The sequence below is a fragment of the Desulfarculaceae bacterium genome (assembly GCA_020444545.1).
In the GTDB taxonomy this organism is placed as follows: domain Bacteria; phylum Desulfobacterota; class Desulfarculia; order Desulfarculales; family Desulfarculaceae; genus Desulfoferula.
Genome location: JAHLKT010000002.1, coordinates 582,908 through 598,852, shown reverse-complemented (window position 1 = coordinate 598,852; position 15,945 = coordinate 582,908). Strand labels below are relative to the sequence as shown.

Here is a 15,945-nt window from a genome sequence, read left to right as displayed (position 1 = left end):
GCCCCCGCCCGAATCCGGGCGGGGGCTTTTTGTTTACTTGGTGGGAGCGGGGTCTAGAAGGCCCAGCTCACGCCGACGGCGGCCACGGGGTAGTACTGCAGGAAATCCAACTGGCTCTCCAGGTCGCTCTCCTCGCGCTGCAAGGACTGCTTAAGGCCGGGCACCACGGAAGACATGTTGGAGCTGAGGTTGACTTGCGGTGCGCCCCAGAACATCACGCCCAGCTCGCAGGTGAAGGACAGGCGCTCGTAGGCCCGCCAAACCCCGTTGTAGCCGATGCCCAAATATGGGGCCAGGGTGTTGAAGTCTGCCTTGGCGTCCAGGGTGCCCAGGGCCGCGCCGGGATAGGTGGTGCCGCCGATGTTGTAGCTCTTGTCCTTGGCCGGGGTCACCGAGGAGTTGATGTCGTGGTTGTTGACGATAACCCCGGCGCTGACCCGGAAGCCGCCGGCCATGGGGTGGTAGTCCACGAACCCGCCCAGGGTGTAGAGGCTCATGTCGAAGTTGTAGTCGATGTCGCTGACGTCCGCCGAAAAGCTCCACTTGGGCATGGCGCCCACGCCGATCCTGGCATCGAAATACTTGTTGATGTTGGCGGTGAACTGGCCTTGCAGGCCCAAGGTGCCGATCTGGCCGGTGACGGCCACTTCGGCCGCGGCGGGGCTGGCCAGGAGAAGGAGCAGAAGGACGGGGACTATCAGTCTGGTGAACCGAGCAAAGCGGTGCATCTCAACCTCCGGCGCGCCGCACCCCCGGCACGTGAAGAAAACAGGTTAAGACCCCAACCGAATTGTCATTTCACCATGCCTTGCCCACTGGCAATTGCGGGCAGACTAAAGGCAAGCCAAATGCCTTGTCAACCCAAATCGTCATAAAAAACGGGCGCGTCCGCTCCCTGGAGCGGCGCGCCCCAACATGTTGTGTCCTAGGCCGCCTAGGCGGTCATTTTGGCCAGATCTTTTCCGTATCCCTGGGCCATGGGCACCCCGCCCTCCAGGTCCACGGTCTTGAGCCGCAGGCAGTCGCCGCCCATATTCATCTTGAAGATGTTCTTCATGGTCTCGAAGATGCGCGGGGGCGCCTCGCCGCTCCAGCCGTAGGAGCCGAAGGAGCCGCCGCACTTGCCTTCCAGCTCCGCCTTTTCGGCCAGGAACAGGAACTGCTTCATGGAGGGCATCATCTCGCCATGATAGGTGGCCGAGCCGAAGACGTAGGCGTCGTAGCCGTTGAGCTGGGCCGCGTCCTTGATCTCGGTGACGTTCTTGAGGGTTACCTCGCTCCCGTTCATGCGCAGGCCCTCGGCGATGATCTCGGCGATTTTCTGGGTCTGGCCGCTGCGGGTGGCGTATACGATCAGGGCTTTGGACATAGCGAAAATCCTTTCCTTGGGGGGCGGCTACTCGCCGCTTGCGACGATCTGCCGTCCCAGAGCGCGGGCCTGCTCCAGGAGTCCCTGGTCGCCGGCCACCTGGCCCCTGGCCTCCACGCCGGGCACCAGAAGGCCGCCCTCGTAGGTCATGTCCAGGGCGTCGTAAAAGTAGCGGGCGGTCAACTCCATGCACTCGAACATGCGCTTGCCCTTGGTGGCCCCCACCGCGATCATGTAGCCCTTGCCCGAGTCATAGGACTTGCGCGCCTCGGGCGTGGTCTTGGCCAAAATGCGGGCCGACCAGCAGGCCTGGCTGCGGTCGATGAGCGCCTTGGCCTGGGCCGGAGGGCCGTAGAAGTACACCGGCGAGGAAAGCACCACCGCCTTGGCCAGTTGAATGTAGGGGTAGACCGCCTGCATGCCGTCGTCCAGCACGCACATGCCCGTGTCGTCGCAACCGCCGCAGGCGATGCAGCCCGACATTTTCAGGCGGCGGCAGTAGACCCGCTCCACCTCGGCCCCGGCCACGGCCGCCTCGTCCAGGGCGGCGTCCAGGAGCAGGTCGGTGTTGCCGCCCTTGCGGGGGCTGCCGTAGATGCCCAGCACCAACATGGGCCGGGCCTAAACCAAACGGTCGTCGCTACCGGTGCCGCCGCAGTCCGGGGTGTAGCAGCTCACATCCACGAACTCGCACTTCTCATTGCAGGAGGGGCAGGTCTCGGGGGGCCGCTCGGCGCTGAAGGTGTAGCCGCACTTGGTGCACTTCCAGGTGATCATGGGAATCTGGCTCATGTTATCGCTCCATTGAGTGGGATGGTCGTCCGTGCCCCGGCGGACGCGGCATCGCGGCGAGCCGGGGTTTGTATCCTAAATCTAAGGTTGCCTCATTTGGCCGCCCCGCGCAATGCGCCCTAGGCGGCCTGCTCTTGCCCGGGCCGGGCGGCCAGGGCGGCCAGTCCGTTAATGAGGGCCGGGTCGAGCCCCTCCCCCGCCGGGATCAACCCTATCTCGGGCACGCCGCCCGCCAGTTGGCAGGCCCGTTCCAGGGCGCGGTCGGGCCACACCGAGGGCGGCCCCTCCCGGCGCAGAGCCTGGGCGCTCAGTCCGGCCCCCACCCCGCCCAGCATGCCGGCCACGAAGTGGTTGGCCAGATTGGCCACCACCTGGCTGGCGTTGGGGTCGTTGTAGAACGCCTTGTGCCGGGCGGGAGCCTCTTGCCAGTTCAGGGCCAGCCAGGCCAGGGAGATCATGTCGTGGGCCACCAGAGAGCGCGAGGCGATGACCAGGCCCTGCTCCGGCTGGGCCACGTAGCCTTTGTCCGGTCCGAAGGTGGTCAAGACCTTGTCCGCCGCGGTGACCACCAGGCGAAGCTTATTCCGCAAGGTGGCCACGGTGTTGGCCTCGGCGGTCTTTTCCTGGATGCTCCGGGCCTGGTGGTGATACTCCAGGCGAGTGTCGAAGCGCATGTAGCCCACCACCGCCTTTAGCCCCAGGGTGGCGCCCAACAAAACGTGACGTCCGCAGCGCGGCATGAGCACGATGTGCGCCGCCTCCTGCAAGACCTTGGGCAGCATCAGGCCGCCCTTCCAGTGGGAGCCCGGCGCGGGCCGCTCTTCAAAAAAACCGTCCCAGCCCAGCTCCTCGAAAAACACCAGCTCGGCCCCGGCCTCGCGGGCCGCCGGAGCCAGGCCGTTGTTTTCGGCCAGGGCCCGGGTGCTGCCCTTCACCCCGCCGGGCCGCTGCTTCACATGCTCCACCCCGCCCATGTCGCCCACGATCACCCGGCCCGCCCCGCGTTCCCGGAGCAGGCGCACCATGGCCGCCAGGGCCGTGGGGCTGGTGGTGGAGGGATGGGGGTTGCCCGAGTTGATCACCGGCTTGATGAACACGGTGTCCCCTGGCTTCAGCCAGGCCAGGTCGTCCACGGCCAGGGCCGCCTCGCGGGTGGCCGTGGCCACTTCTTCGGGCGTGGGCCCCTGGTTCAGGGGAGCGAGGCTCACCAGTTCGCGGCGGGCATGGTCTGGTTTTCGGTCTTGCGGCATGTCGCATCCAAGTAGGAATAGCTATCGATAAACTAGGGACAGGCGGGCTGCCTGTCAAGCGTATCACGGCGTCCGGGGAAATGGTTATCATTCATGCTAACACCGGGCCCCGACAGAGGTGTTAAATCCATATTTACACTCCGCTGCGAGGAGGAAATTAATTTACACTTAGTAATGATTGTTTTATAAATTATAGCCACATATCACCGCATTAAATTAGGCATTTTAACCCTTTTAATTTCATAGTGATTTGCGCCTCCCCTTTTGAGATTTCCACAATAGCCGTGAACATTTTTTGTAAATATTTTAATTTGTTGACTATTGCCTTTTAATTGCGCGCGCTCTCATAATAAGAGGAATCAAGCCATGCGCCGGCGCTAAAGCGCGGCGCCAACCTGACGAGGGGTAAGGGATGGCTGATTCTCCGCTAGGCAAAATTTGGCGCGCCCGCTGGTTCAAACCAGTTTTTTTCGTGGTGCTGGGCCTGGTCCTGGCCTTCCCGGTTTTTAGTGTCAGTTATTACAGCATGTACCGGACCTCCACCCCGGAGTTCTGCTCATCCTGTCACGAGATCATGCCCGCGTACAACGACTGGCGCACCTCCAGCCACGCGGTGAACGACAAGGGCTTCCGCGCGGTGTGCATGGACTGCCATCTGCCCGCTCCCCACGAGACCTTCGATTTCTTCTACGCCAAGACCTTCCACGGCATCAAGGACGTGGTGGCCCACTTCCTGGGCGGCAAGTACGACCGCCAGAAAGCCCGCGAAAAGGCCTGGGCGGACATCAACAACGACCGTTGCCTCAAGTGCCACGGCAACATCCTCTACCTGCCCAAACAGCGCGGAGCCATGCTGGCCCACCGCAGCGTGCTCTACCCGCGCCCTGGTTATGAAAAACGCTGCCTGGACTGTCACAAGCCCCTGGTGCACAAGCCCAAGGCGCTCTACAACTACGGCAGCTGACCTTTGAGAGATTCGGACCGGAAACACCAACGGAAGGGATGGAGGGAGATGAAAAAGGCGATCACCCTGGCGGGCATGGCCTTGCTGCTCGCGGCCTGGTGCCTGATGCCCGGCGCGGGCCTGGCTGCGGAACAGGCCGCCCCCAACCAACCCAAGGTAAAAGAGTTCCGCATCGTGCGGGGCATGTCCCCTCAGGCCCGGGCCTGTATCGAGTGCCACAAGCTGGTCTCGCCGGGTATCTTCGACGACTGGGCCAACAGCCGCCACGCCAGCGCCAACATAAGCTGCGCCGACTGCCATTTGGCCAAGGAGGGCGAGGCGGACATCAGCCAGACCCACTACAAGGTCTACGAGAAGGGCGACAACAAGTGGGCCACCAGCCAGTACCGGGCGCCGGTGGCCGGGGTGGTTACGCCCAAGGACTGCTCCCGCTGCCACCCGGACGAAGCCAAGCAGTACTCGGTGAGCAAGCACGCCAACACCTTGCAAATCATCTGGACCATCGACCCCTGGCTCAACTACGGGCTCAACAGTGACCTGGAGCGCACCAGCGGCTGCTTCCACTGTCACGGCACGGTGCTAAAGGTGGACAAGGACGGCAAGCTGGACCCGCTTACCTGGCCCAACGTGGGCGTGGGGCGGCTCAACCTGGACGGCTCCAAGGGCTCCTGCGCGGCCTGCCACACCCGGCACCGCTTCGCGGTGAGCGAGGCGCGCAAGCCCGACACCTGCGGCCAGTGCCACCTGGGCCCGGACCACCCCCAGATCGAGATCTGGGACGAGTCCAAGCACGGGGCCATCTACCGCTCGGCCGGGACCACCTGGAACTTCAACGCAGCCCCCGGCACCTGGACCCCCGGAGTGGACTACCGCACCCCCACCTGCGCCGCTTGCCACATGAGCGGCTCGGGCAGCGTGCTCACCACCCACGACGTTACCGAGCGCCTCTCCTGGGAGCTGCAAGCCCCCTTGACCATCCGGCCCCAGGACTTCAAGCCCTGGCCGGCCAAGAGCTCCTGGCAACAGGAGCGCAAGAAGATGCAGGCCGTCTGCTTGCAGTGCCACAGCGAGCAGTGGGTGCTCAGCCACTACGCCCAGTTGGACGGCGTGGTGCGCGACTACAACGAGGTGTACTTCAAACCCACCAAGAAGAAGCTGGACGAGCTCTACGCCAAGGACCTCATGCCCAAGGACGCCTTCTTCAAGAGCCCCTTGTGGAACGAGTTCTATGAGCTGTGGCATCACGAAGGCCGCCGGGCGCGCATGGGCACGGCCATGATGGCCCCGGACTACGCCTGGTGGCACGGCTTCTACGAGTGCAAGAAGCGCTACGTGAAGTTCCATGAGGAGGCCGACCACCTCATCGCCACCCACAAGAAGGCCTATGTGGCGCCCTACTTCCCCGGCGCCACGGGCAGCACCAAGAAGCCGCCCCAGATCTTCGGAAACAAGAAGTAGCCGATCACCATATAACCGTCCCCCCGCCTTGCCCAGCGCAGGGCGGGGGTTGTATTTTGGAGCCATGAGACCTACCCGCCTCTTGCTGGCTGCCTTGGGCGGCGCAGTGTTGCTGCTGATTCTGGCCGCCTTGCCGGCCGGAGCCACCCCCTATTTCTCGGCCCAGACCGGCCAGTCCTGCGCCTTTTGCCACGAGAACCCGGACGGCGGCTCCACCCTCACCCCTCAGGGCTACGCCTTCCGGGCCCGGGGCTACAGCCTGGACCCGGCGCTCAAGCCCGCCCTGTGGCGCGAGGCCCTGTCCCTGGGCGCGGGCTTTTTGCATATCCTGGCCGCGGTGATCTGGTTCGGGGCCATCTTCTACATCCACCTGTTCATCGGCCCCCGCTCCCTGAGCAAGGGGGTGCCCAAGGGCGAGCGCATCCTGGGCCTGGCCGGGATGATCACCCTGGCCATAACCGGCGCGGCGCTCACCTGGCTCCGGGTGCCCACCTGGGCCTCGCTGGTCAACACCACCTTCGGCATCGTGCTGCTGATCAAGGTGGGCTTGTTCCTGGTGATGCTGTTCATCGCGGTGCTGGTGAACACCTATATCCACCGCCATCTCAAGCAGGACGCGGACCAGGCGGCCCAGGCCCCCTCCCCCGGCGCTAGCCACCCCGAATGGCCCACCCACCTGATATACGACGGCCAGGCCTACGACGTATCAAACAGCAAGCTGTGGCCCGGCGGCGAGCACATGCGCCGCCACCAAGCGGGAGAGGACCTCACCGAGGCCCTGGCCGCCGCGCCCCACGGCCCCGAGGTGTTGGAGCGCCTGCCCAAGCTGGGGCCCGTGGCCCCGGCCGAGGCCAAGGCAGGCCCCGAGCTGGGACCCACCGCCCGGCTGCTGGTGGTGCTCTCCTACGTGGTCCTGGGGGCCATGGTGGGCGTGCTCCTGTGTCTGGCCTGGTGGAACTGGGGCCCGCCCCTGGCCAACGCGGCTCAGCCCTTTAGGCCCGACGCGGCCAAGGCCTGCATCGAGTGCCACAAGAAAGCCACCCCGGGCATCTACGCCGACTGGGTGCGCTCGCGCCACGCCTCGGCCAAGGTGAGCTGTTTGCACTGCCACCAGGCCGAGGCCAGCGACCCGGACGTGGACCAGGCCCACTACAAAGTCTACGCCAAAGGCGACGGCCCTTGGGCCCAGGGCCGCTTCCGCGCGCCGGTCAGCCCGGTGGTCACGCCCAAGGACTGCTCCCGCTGCCACCCGGACGAAGCCAAGCAGTACGCGAGGAGCAAACACGCCGCGACCCTGAAGATCATCTGGGCCATCGATCCCTGGCTCAATTACGGCCTCAACTCCGGCCTGGAGCGGGCCACGGGCTGCTTCCACTGCCACGGCACGGTGCTCAAGCTGGGCGCGGACGGCAAGCTGGACCCTCTGACCTGGCCCAACGTGGGGGTGGGACGCCTCAACCTGGACGGCTCCTGGGGCTCCTGCGCGGCCTGTCACACCCGGCACCGCTTCTCCCTGGCCGAGGCGCGCCAGCCCGAGACCTGCGGCCAGTGCCACCTGGGCCCGGATCATCCCCAAAAGGAGATCTACGCCGAGTCCAAGCACGGGGCCATCTACCGCTCGGCCGGAACCACCTGGAACTTCGACGCCGCGCCCGGCGCCTGGACGCCGGGGGTGGACTACCGCGCGCCCACCTGCGCCGCCTGCCACATGAGCGGCTCGGGCAGCGTGCTCACCACCCACGACGTGGGCGAGCGCCTCTCCTGGGAGCTGCAAACGCCCCTGACCATCCGGCCCTCCGAATTCAAGCCCTGGCCCTCGCCGGTGGCCTGGCAAAAGGCCCGTGCCCAAATGCAGGCCGTGTGCCTGCAATGCCACGGCGAGCAATGGGTGCTCAGCCATTACGAGCAGATGGACGGAGTGATCAAGGACTACAACCAGGTCTACTACGCGCCCAGCAAGGCCAAGCTGGACCAGCTCTACGCCCAGGGCCTCATGGCCCGGGACGCCTTATTCCGGAGCCCCCTGTGGGTCGAGTTCTACGAGCTGTGGCACCACGAGGGCCGCCGGGCCCGCATGGGCACGGCCATGATGGCCCCGGACTATGCCTGGTGGCACGGCTTCTACGAGTGCAAAAAGCGCTACGTGAAGTTCCATGAGGCGGCCGACCGACTGCTCGCGGAAAAGCGCAAGGCCTTCGTGGCTCCCTACTTCCCGGGAGCAACGGGCAGCCGCACCCCGCCCGCCGCGCTCAAGGGGCCGGTGCGCTGAGCGCGCCGAAATGCGGCCCAACCTTTTGTGCCCCATAGCCCGCCTCGCGTACAATCTAGGCATGGACAAGCGCGAATCAGCCAAAATCACGGAGGCCGCATGTCTCAGCGCCTGGTGCTAGCCGGAGCGGGCCACGCCCACATGATGGTGTTGCAGAGCCTGGCCGAGATCGTCGGCCAGGGGGTGAAGGTAACGGTGATCGGGCCGGGAGCTCGCCACTATTACTCGGGCTTGGGCCCGGGCATGTTGGGCGGCACCTACCAGCCAGAGGACATCAGCTTCCCGGTGCAGGCCATGGTGGAGCGGGCGGGCGGGGTGTTCCTGCAAGACAAGGTGATCGGCATCGACCCCCTGGCCAAAAAGGTGCTGACCCAGAACAACGGCGCGGTGCCCTACGACGTGCTCTCCTGCAACACGGGCAGCTCGATCCCCGACGAGACCGTGGAGCGCGAGGCCAGGGTCTATAGGGTCAAGCCCATCGAAAATCTGTTGGAGGCGCGCTGGCGCATCGAGGAGCTAGCCCGCGACCGGATGGTGGACATCGGGGTGGTGGGCGGGGGCCCGGCCTCGCTGGAGATTGGGGGCAACGCCTGGGCCGTGGCCCGCAGGAACGGCGGCAAAGGCGCGGCGGTGCGCATCTACGCGGGGAGCAAGTTCCTCAAGCGGGCGCCCTCGGGCGTGGCCTCCCGCGCCCGCGAGGTGTTTGCCCAACGCGGCATAGAGATCATCGAGGGCAGCTACGCCAAGCACGTGGGCTCGGCCCGGGTGGAGCTGGACGACGGCCGCGCCTTTGAGCACGACATGGTGTTTTTGGTCACCGGAGTAAAGCCCCGCCCCCTGTTCGGGCCCTCGGGCCTGCCCGTGGGGCCGGACGGCGGGCTCATGGTCAACCGGTATCTGCAATGCTCGGACTACCCCGACATCTTCGGCGGGGGCGACTGCATCTACTTCGAGCCCCGCCCCCTGGACAAGGTGGGGGTGTTCGCGGTGCGCCAGAACCCGGTGCTGCTCCATAACCTCAAGGCGCGCCTGACCGGCGGCGAGCTCCAGGACTTTGAGCCCCAAGGGGCCTATCTGCTCATCTACAACCTGGGCGGCGGGATGGGCATCCTGCACAAGTGGGGCTTCATCGTGCAGGGCAAGCTGGCCTTCGCCTTTAAGGACTATCTGGACCGCAGCTTCATGAACAAGTTCAAGCCGGAGTGGGACACCTAAGACGGGAGACGAAGCGATGAAGCTTCTCAGATGCGCGGGTTGCGGACAGGCGATCGCCCCTGGCGAGGAGTATGGCCACCAGGGCCGCACCTGGTGCGCGGAGTGCTGCCTGGAGCAACGCATGACCCGGCCCCGCAAGACCCACTGGCAATACATCACCGCCATCAAGAGCCAGTATCTGCAAGAGGCGGCGGAAAAGCCGGCCACCCCCAAGACCTAGAAAGGCCTCCCCATGCCCATACCCGGCAACCTGTTGACCACGGCCATGGCGGTCATGCCTCACAAGGACGTGGACCGCGCCCTGGAGCTGGCCCTGAGCCTGGACGTGCCCTTCTGGCCCCAGCTGCCGCACGTCAGCTATTACGAGGACATGTACGTGCAGGCCTCGGAGCACTTCCCGGGCATCGTCCTGGACATGGACAAGCAGACGCTCGCCTTTTCCATGGACAAGTTCCTGGCCGAGTTCGAAGAGACCATGGCCCACATGGACCAGCCGGAGTACTTCGACATCACCGGGCCCTATTCGGCGGTGTATCACCGCTTTCTGGAGCTGGACCTGGCCGAGCGTCCCGCCATCCGGGGGCAGCTGGAGGGGCCCATCAGCTTCGGGCTCAACGTGAAGGACCAGGACGACCGGCCCATACTCTTTGACGACACGGTGCGGCCTTTCATGCTGGAGTTCATGGCTCACCGGGTGAACACCCAGCTGGCGCGGCTCAAAGAGGTGAACCCCAACGCCTTCATGTTCATCGACGAGCCGGGCCTCCAGTTCATTTTCAGCGGCCTGTCGGGCTACAGCGACGTGCAGGCGGCCACGGACATGGCGGCCTTTTTCGAAGCCATCGAGCGGCCCCGGGGGGTGCATCTTTGCGGCAACGTGGACTGGGACTTCCTGCTAAAGCTGGATATCGACGTGCTGTCCCTGGACGTGTACTCCAACGGCGAGGTGTTCACCTCCTACGCGGGGGCCATCAAGAAGTTCCTGGAGCGCGGCGGAACCTTGGTCTGGGGCATCACCCCCACCAACATCGAGCCCTTCTCGGCCGAGAGCCTGGACAGCCTCTACAACATGCTGCTGGATCTGTGGAGCTTTTTGGAGCGGCGCGGCCTGGACCGCGAGCTGATCCTGGCGCAGGGGCTGCTGTCCCCGGCCACCTGCTGCCTGGTCAACCCAGACGGCGGGGCGACCGTGGAGAAGGCGTTTGAGTTGATCAAGAAGTTGAGCGAGCGGCTGCGGGGGGAGCTGGGGTTGGAGTAATCGGGCGCGGATCAAGCAGCGCAAAAAGCAGGTAATGAAATAGTGGGGTGCCGCCTGGCGCCACCAAAGGTGGCTGTCAGTCGGAGCCCCCTTTTGCAGGCAGAGATTGCCGCGTCGCGGCAAGGCCGCTCCTCGCAATGACAACCCCTGTCATTGCGAGCGCAGCGAAGCAATCTCTGCTCAAAGCGGGTGACTATAAAAAGTTTCAAAGCCTATTCTAAAAAAGCCAACCGTTCTTTCATTAACCGCTCTTAAAACCTCCTTGCCTCCGCTTTGATTGACGCCCCCTCCCCCCTTGGGTATATTGCTTGTTTGATTCGTAATCCGCACCAGGAGGACCAGGCAAATGCGCGTTCTTTCGGGGATTCAGCCCTCGGGCACCCTTCACATCGCCAACTACTTCGCCATGATGCAGCGCATGATCCAGTTCCAGCGCGACCACACCCTGTTCTGCTTCGTGGTCAACCTGCACGCCCTGACCACGGTCTACGACGGCCAGCGCCTGGCCACCGACACCATGAACGCGTGCCTGGATTTCTTGGCCCTGGGCCTGGACCCGGACAAGGCCTTCTTCTGGGTGCAGGGCGATGTGCCCGAGGTGACCGAGCTCACCTGGATCCTGAACAACCACACCCCGGTGGGGCTCTTAGAGCGGGCCCACTCCTACAAGGACAAGATCGCCAAGGGCTTCCAGCCCCACAACGGCCTGTTCTCCTATCCGGTCCTCATGGCCGCCGACATTCTGCTCTACCAGGCCGACGCGGTGCCCGTGGGCAAGGACCAGAAGCAGCACCTGGAGATCACCCGCGACATCGCCATCAAGTTCAACAACGCCTATGGCGAGACCTTCACCGTGCCCGAGCCCTGGATCGAGGACGACACCGCGGTCATCCCCGGCATCGACGGGCAGAAGATGTCCAAGAGCTACGGCAACACCCTGGAAATCTTCGCGCCGGAGAAGTACCTCAAGAAAAAGGTGATGAAGATCGTCACCGACTCCACCCCGGTGGAAGACCCCAAGGACCCGGACAAGTGCAACGTATTCGCCCTGATCAGCCTGTTCCTCACGCCCGAGGAAAAGGCCGACTTGACGGCGCGCTACCGGGCCGGCGGCCTGGGCTACGGCACGGTCAAGAAGGAGCTCTTCGCCCGCATGTGGGAGTACTTCGCGCCTTACCGCGACAAGCGGGCCGAGCTGGCGAACAACCTGGACTATGTGCGCGAGATCATGGCCAAGGGCGCGGACAAAACCCGGGCCGAGGCGGTCAAGACCCTGGACCTGGTGCGCTCGCGGGTGGGTTTGAGCTATTAGTCTGAGTAAGTTTCCCTTCAGCCCCCGCCGCTGGAAGCAGCGGCTGCAGAGCCTGGCCGAGGAGTTGGCCGCGCCCACGCAGGCCCCGGCCCGGGCCCTGGTCGCGCGCATCGACGCCCGGCTGAAGCTGCCCCGCGAGGTCTTCGCGCGCCACTGCCCCTCCCTGTGCCCCAAGTGCTCCCGCCCCTGCTGCGTGCGCATCAGCCGGCGGGGCCTCATCGACACCAGCGACCTGATCCTCATGGCCGCTCTGGCGCCCGAGGGCCTACCCTACCCCAGCGCCCGGATGCGGGGCTGCCCTTTCCTGGAAGTTGGCGGCTGCGCCCTGCCTTGGAACGCGCGTCCCTATGCCTGCTTGCACTACGTGTGCCCCCATCTGCGGCGGGCCATGACCCATGCCGAAACCATGGCCGTGGAGCAGGCCCTGGTGAAGGTGGGGAATCTCAGGAGCGAGCTGGTGGGCGCCTACTCGGAAGGAAAGCGCTGAGCCTGCCACGCCTCACTATTTGTGCGCAGACCCATCCACACATTGGACAACTTCTTTGACGCTGCCGTTAGAGGAGTAGTTGATTAATTTATCTTCATAAATTTTCACGTACCCGTGAGCATCGATGTTGTAGACATCGCATTCCATGAAAGGAAAGTGCTCTGTGTCGATGTAGGTGACTTTGAGAGTCCCGCCCTTGCTGGGACGGCAATCGTGCTCACCCACGCCCATGGACCAGGTGTTGATGCAGCCCCAGCCGCAGATGAAGGAGGCGGTCACCCGGTGCTTGGCGTCATTGTAGGCACACATGGCCTGGGACACGCTTGGGGCCATTAGTAGCAACCAGGATAATAATATTCCCCAAGCGATGGCTTTTTTCATGGACTCACTCCTCTTTTGCAAGTATGGCGGGCAGTTGCGTCCCCTATGGACTTGGGAGGCGGACCAGAGCCTGTATCGCTGATGCCTAAATCGGTTTCCCGCTGAATAGAAATCCCTCAAATTTATTGGTGGTTGCTGGCAATATAGCCGCCCGCGGCTTCCCCGGTCAATCGGCCCCGCGCGACCCCGCCTTGGGCAAATAAATCCCGCCCGTGCTTGACACGGACGGCCTCGCGGACCACAATCGGGATGTGAGAGGATTTCCAAGAAAAGACATGCGCTTAGCCTTACACATAGCCCTGTTGGCCATGGTGTTGAGCCTGCCGGCCGCCGGCGCGGCCCGAGCCGACTCCTTCCAATTCAGCGTGGCTGATTTGGCCTCGGCCATAACCTCGTCCTGGAACGTGGTATCCACCAGCGGCAACCAGGCCCGCTACTCCGGCCCCACCAGCCTCAACGGCAACTTGGGCGGTTTGCAGTGGAGCCTCACCGCCTATTACCAGGGTCAGGAATCCTCCCTGGTCTACGTGGACTCGCGGGGCCTGGGCAGTTACGACCCCAACAGCGATGGGCTGGGGTTCGTGGTCAACACCGGCACCGGCTACGGGGCCATGGACAAGAACAAAGGCTACCTGGAGTTGGCCTTCGGCCAGCCGGTGCGCCTGGACTCCCTGGATTACACCCACCTGGGCAGTGACGAGCGCTGGGCCTACTCTCTGGACGGCGTAACCTGGTCCACCGGGGTGGGCGATAGCTTTATCAGCAGGACCCAGGGCTACGGTTCGGCCCAGGTGGGCCTGGAGTTGACCTCCATTCGCATAACCAGCGGCGGCACCACCGGCACGGGCGGGCTCATCAGCTTCCAGGGCTTCAGCGGCTCCACCCTGCCCTCGGGGGCCGCCCCGGAGCCGGGCACCCTCCTGCTCACCGCCTCGGCGGGCGGCCTGTTCTGGGGCCTGCGCCGCCGCTCCCGACGCGCCAAACGGGCCTAGCCGGCCGCCTCGGCCCGGCCGCCACGCACCGCGATCAGCTTGGCGTCCAGGAATTCTATTTCCTCGATTGAATGGCTGACATAAACGATGGGTATGTCCAGCTCGCGCGGAAGGCGGGCCAGGAAGGGCAGCACCTCGTTCTTGCGCTCTTGATCCAGAGAAGCCAGGGGCTCGTCCATCAAGAGCAGCTCCGGGCTGGTCAAGAGGGCCCGCCCCACCCCCACCCGCTGCTTCTCGCCGCCGGACAGGGTGGCGGGCCTGCGCTCCAGCAAGTGCCCGATGCCCATCAGCCCCACCACCTCGTTCAGCTCCAAACGGCGGCGCTCCGGCGGCACCAGCTTGTGCCCGAAAAGCAGGTTGGAGCGCACGCTTAGGTGGGGGAACAAACGGCCGTCCTGGAACACGCAGCCCACCCGCCGTCGCTCGGGCCGCAGGTTCACCTTGGCCTGGGAGTCGAAGAGCACCCGCTCGCCCAGCACCACCCGGCCCGCGTCGGGCTTCAATAAGCCCGCCAGAATGTTGACCATGGAGGTCTTGCCCGCGCCTGAGGGGCCGTACAAGGCGGTGATGGAACGCGGCTTGGCCGTGAAAGAGGCCTCCAGGTCGAACGACCCCAGCTTTTTGCGGGCGTTGAAGCTAAGCATGGTCAGCCCTTCAGCCGGGCGGCCCAGCGCCGGTTGATGAACTCCGAGACCAACAGCGCGGCCAGGGAAACCAGCACCGCGATGATGCACAGGCGCAGCGCCCCCTGCTCGCCGCCGGGCATCTGCACCAGGGAGTACAGGGCCAGGGGCAGGGTCTGGGTCTGGCCGGGGATGTTGGAGACAAAGGTGATGGTGGCCCCGAATTCGCCCAGGCTGCGGGCAAAGGCCAACAGCGCGCCGGTGAGCACGCCGGGCAACACCAGGGGCAGCGAGACTTTGAAGAAGGTGCGCACCGGCCCGGCCCCCAGGGTACGCGCCGCCTGCTCCAGGCCCTGGTCTAGGCTCTCCACGGACAGGCGCACCGCCCGCACCAGCAGCGGCAGGGACATCACCGCCGCGGCCAGGGCCGCCCCCTTCCAGTTGAAGGCCAGGGAAATGCCCAGGGTGTCGTGCAGCCAGGCCCCCACCGCGCCTTTGCGGCCCAGGAGCAACAGGAGCATGTAGCCGGTGACCACCGGGGGCAGCACCAGGGGCAGATGCACCAGGCCGTCCAAGAGCGACTTGCCCGGAAAATGGCCCCGGGCCAAAAGCCAGGCCAGGAGAATGCCCACCGGCAGGCTGCCCGCCACGGCCCAGCCCGCCACCTTCAGGCTGAGCCTGAGGGCCTCTGTCTCGAATGGGGTCAGCAAATCAGCTACTTCTTGTATGCCTCGAATCCAAAGGCCGCGAAGGCCTCCTTGGCCTGGGGACCGCGCAGGAACTCCAGATAGCGCTTGGCCGCCTGGCTGTCCCGTTCCTTGACCAGGGCCACGGGGTAGACGATGGGCTTGTGGGTGTCGGCCGGGAACACGCCCACCACGTTCACCTGCTGGCTGATCTTGGCGTCGGTGGCATACACCGCGCCCAGGGCCGCCTCGCCCCGCTCCACCAGCATCAGGGCGGCGCGCACGTTGGCGGTGAGGGCCAGGTGCTTGTCCAGCTTGGGCCACCAGCCCAGAGTGATCATGGCCTGCTTGGCGTAAGCCCCGGCGGGCACGTGACGCGGATCGCCCATGGCCAAAAAGCCGCCCTTGCCCAGCAGCTTGAGCGGGTCGGTGGCCGGCTTGACGGCCACGCTTTGCACCGGCGACTTGGCGGGCGCGATGAGCACCAGGCGGTTGCGCAAAAGGTCGGAGCGGGTGCCCGGGGCCAGGCTGCCGCCTTTGTCCAGATAGTCCATCCACTTCACGTTGGCCGAGAGGAACACGTCGGCCGGGGCGCCGTTGGCGATCTGCTTGGCCAGGGTGCCCGAAGAGGCAAAGGAAGCGGTCACCTTGATGCCCGTGGCCTTGGTAAAGGCCTGGTTGATCTGGTTCACCGCGTTGGTGGTGGAGGCGGCGGCGAAAATGAGCAGCGGCTGGGGCGCGGCCAAAACCGGCGCGGCCCCGGCCAGGAGCAGACTGAGGCCCAACAGGATTGCCAAGCAACGGCGCATGACTTGTTCCCTTTACTCAAAGGGTTGCTGATTTAGCGAGGCGCAGGCAGCCTCGACTGTATTTTAAAAATAACGTTATA

At 64.8% G+C, this 15,945-nt stretch carries 18 protein-coding genes; 9 read left to right on the top strand and 9 right to left on the bottom strand.

Translation table 11 applies throughout. The features are described 5' to 3' along the window. Positions 1-53: 53 nt before the first annotated feature. The 5 genes from KQH53_07250 to KQH53_07230 form a co-directional block, all read right to left on the bottom strand. Positions 54-728: a hypothetical protein gene (locus tag KQH53_07250; protein ID MCB2226460.1), complete on the bottom strand. Its 675-nt coding sequence runs from the start codon at positions 726-728 to the stop codon at positions 54-56. Between the two features lie 206 nt (positions 729-934). After that, the gene (locus KQH53_07245) at positions 935-1,369 is read right to left on the bottom strand and encodes a flavodoxin domain-containing protein (GenBank protein ID MCB2226459.1); all 435 of its coding nucleotides are present in this window, start codon (positions 1,367-1,369) and stop codon (positions 935-937) included. Between the two features lie 27 nt (positions 1,370-1,396). Continuing rightward, positions 1,397-1,981: a flavodoxin family protein gene (locus tag KQH53_07240; protein MCB2226458.1), complete on the bottom strand. Its 585-nt coding sequence runs from the start codon at positions 1,979-1,981 to the stop codon at positions 1,397-1,399. A 9-nt stretch (positions 1,982-1,990) separates the two neighbouring features. Continuing rightward, the gene (locus KQH53_07235) at positions 1,991-2,161 is read right to left on the bottom strand and encodes a hypothetical protein (protein ID MCB2226457.1); all 171 of its coding nucleotides are present in this window, start codon (positions 2,159-2,161) and stop codon (positions 1,991-1,993) included. Positions 2,162-2,280: 119 nt separating this feature from the next. Continuing rightward, positions 2,281-3,411: a DUF362 domain-containing protein gene (locus tag KQH53_07230; GenBank protein MCB2226456.1), complete on the bottom strand. Its 1,131-nt coding sequence runs from the start codon at positions 3,409-3,411 to the stop codon at positions 2,281-2,283. A 412-nt stretch (positions 3,412-3,823) separates the two neighbouring features. Between KQH53_07230 and KQH53_07225 the strand changes: the two genes are divergently transcribed. From KQH53_07225 to KQH53_07190, 8 genes are all read left to right on the top strand, one after another. Further along, complete coding sequence (locus KQH53_07225) at positions 3,824-4,375, top strand: NapC/NirT family cytochrome c (protein ID MCB2226455.1); 552 nt, start codon at positions 3,824-3,826, stop codon at positions 4,373-4,375. A 48-nt stretch (positions 4,376-4,423) separates the two neighbouring features. Next, positions 4,424-5,833, top strand: coding sequence for a cytochrome c3 family protein (locus KQH53_07220; protein ID MCB2226454.1), 1,410 nt, complete (start codon positions 4,424-4,426; stop codon positions 5,831-5,833). Positions 5,834-5,897: 64 nt separating this feature from the next. Beyond that, a complete protein-coding gene (locus KQH53_07215) occupies positions 5,898-8,102 on the top strand; it encodes a CopD family protein (protein ID MCB2226453.1) in 2,205 nt (734 codons plus the stop codon). 99 nt (positions 8,103-8,201) lie between these two features. Then, positions 8,202-9,317 (top strand): FAD-dependent oxidoreductase, encoded by a 1,116-nt coding sequence (locus KQH53_07210; GenBank protein MCB2226452.1) that lies wholly within the window; start codon positions 8,202-8,204, stop codon positions 9,315-9,317. A gap of 16 nt (positions 9,318-9,333) precedes the next feature. After that, positions 9,334-9,537, top strand: a complete 204-nt coding sequence (locus tag KQH53_07205; GenBank protein MCB2226451.1) for a hypothetical protein — start codon at positions 9,334-9,336, stop codon at positions 9,535-9,537. A 12-nt stretch (positions 9,538-9,549) separates the two neighbouring features. Continuing rightward, positions 9,550-10,575, top strand: a complete 1,026-nt coding sequence (locus tag KQH53_07200) for a hypothetical protein (GenBank protein ID MCB2226450.1) — start codon at positions 9,550-9,552, stop codon at positions 10,573-10,575. Positions 10,576-10,921: 346 nt separating this feature from the next. Continuing rightward, complete coding sequence (gene trpS, locus KQH53_07195) at positions 10,922-11,887, top strand: tryptophan--tRNA ligase (protein ID MCB2226449.1); 966 nt, start codon at positions 10,922-10,924, stop codon at positions 11,885-11,887. A 64-nt stretch (positions 11,888-11,951) separates the two neighbouring features. Next, on the top strand, positions 11,952-12,374 hold the full coding sequence (locus tag KQH53_07190; GenBank protein ID MCB2226448.1) for a hypothetical protein: 423 nt from the start codon (positions 11,952-11,954) through the stop codon (positions 12,372-12,374). Positions 12,375-12,389: 15 nt separating this feature from the next. On the opposite strand, the gene KQH53_07185 is transcribed toward KQH53_07190, so the two are convergent. Continuing rightward, positions 12,390-12,755 carry a hypothetical protein gene (locus KQH53_07185; GenBank protein ID MCB2226447.1) on the bottom strand — a complete coding sequence of 122 codons (366 nt, stop codon included), beginning with the start codon at positions 12,753-12,755 and terminating at the stop codon, positions 12,390-12,392. Between the two features lie 275 nt (positions 12,756-13,030). On the opposite strand from KQH53_07185, the gene KQH53_07180 reads away from it, so the two are divergent. Continuing rightward, positions 13,031-13,747, top strand: coding sequence for a PEP-CTERM sorting domain-containing protein (locus tag KQH53_07180; protein MCB2226446.1), 717 nt, complete (start codon positions 13,031-13,033; stop codon positions 13,745-13,747). Here KQH53_07180 and modC read toward each other — a convergent pair. From modC to modA, 3 genes are read right to left on the bottom strand one after another with little or no spacing between them, the layout of a single operon-like run. Then, positions 13,744-14,391 (bottom strand): molybdenum ABC transporter ATP-binding protein, encoded by a 648-nt coding sequence (gene modC / locus KQH53_07175; protein MCB2226445.1) that lies wholly within the window; start codon positions 14,389-14,391, stop codon positions 13,744-13,746. The genes KQH53_07180 and modC overlap by 4 nt on opposite strands. 2 nt (positions 14,392-14,393) lie before the next feature. After that, on the bottom strand, positions 14,394-15,098 hold the full coding sequence (gene modB / locus KQH53_07170; protein MCB2226444.1) for a molybdate ABC transporter permease subunit: 705 nt from the start codon (positions 15,096-15,098) through the stop codon (positions 14,394-14,396). Further along, on the bottom strand, positions 15,086-15,865 hold the full coding sequence (gene modA, locus KQH53_07165) for a molybdate ABC transporter substrate-binding protein (GenBank protein ID MCB2226443.1): 780 nt from the start codon (positions 15,863-15,865) through the stop codon (positions 15,086-15,088). The genes modB and modA overlap by 13 nt, the downstream gene beginning before the upstream one ends. Positions 15,866-15,945 lie beyond the last annotated feature (80 nt).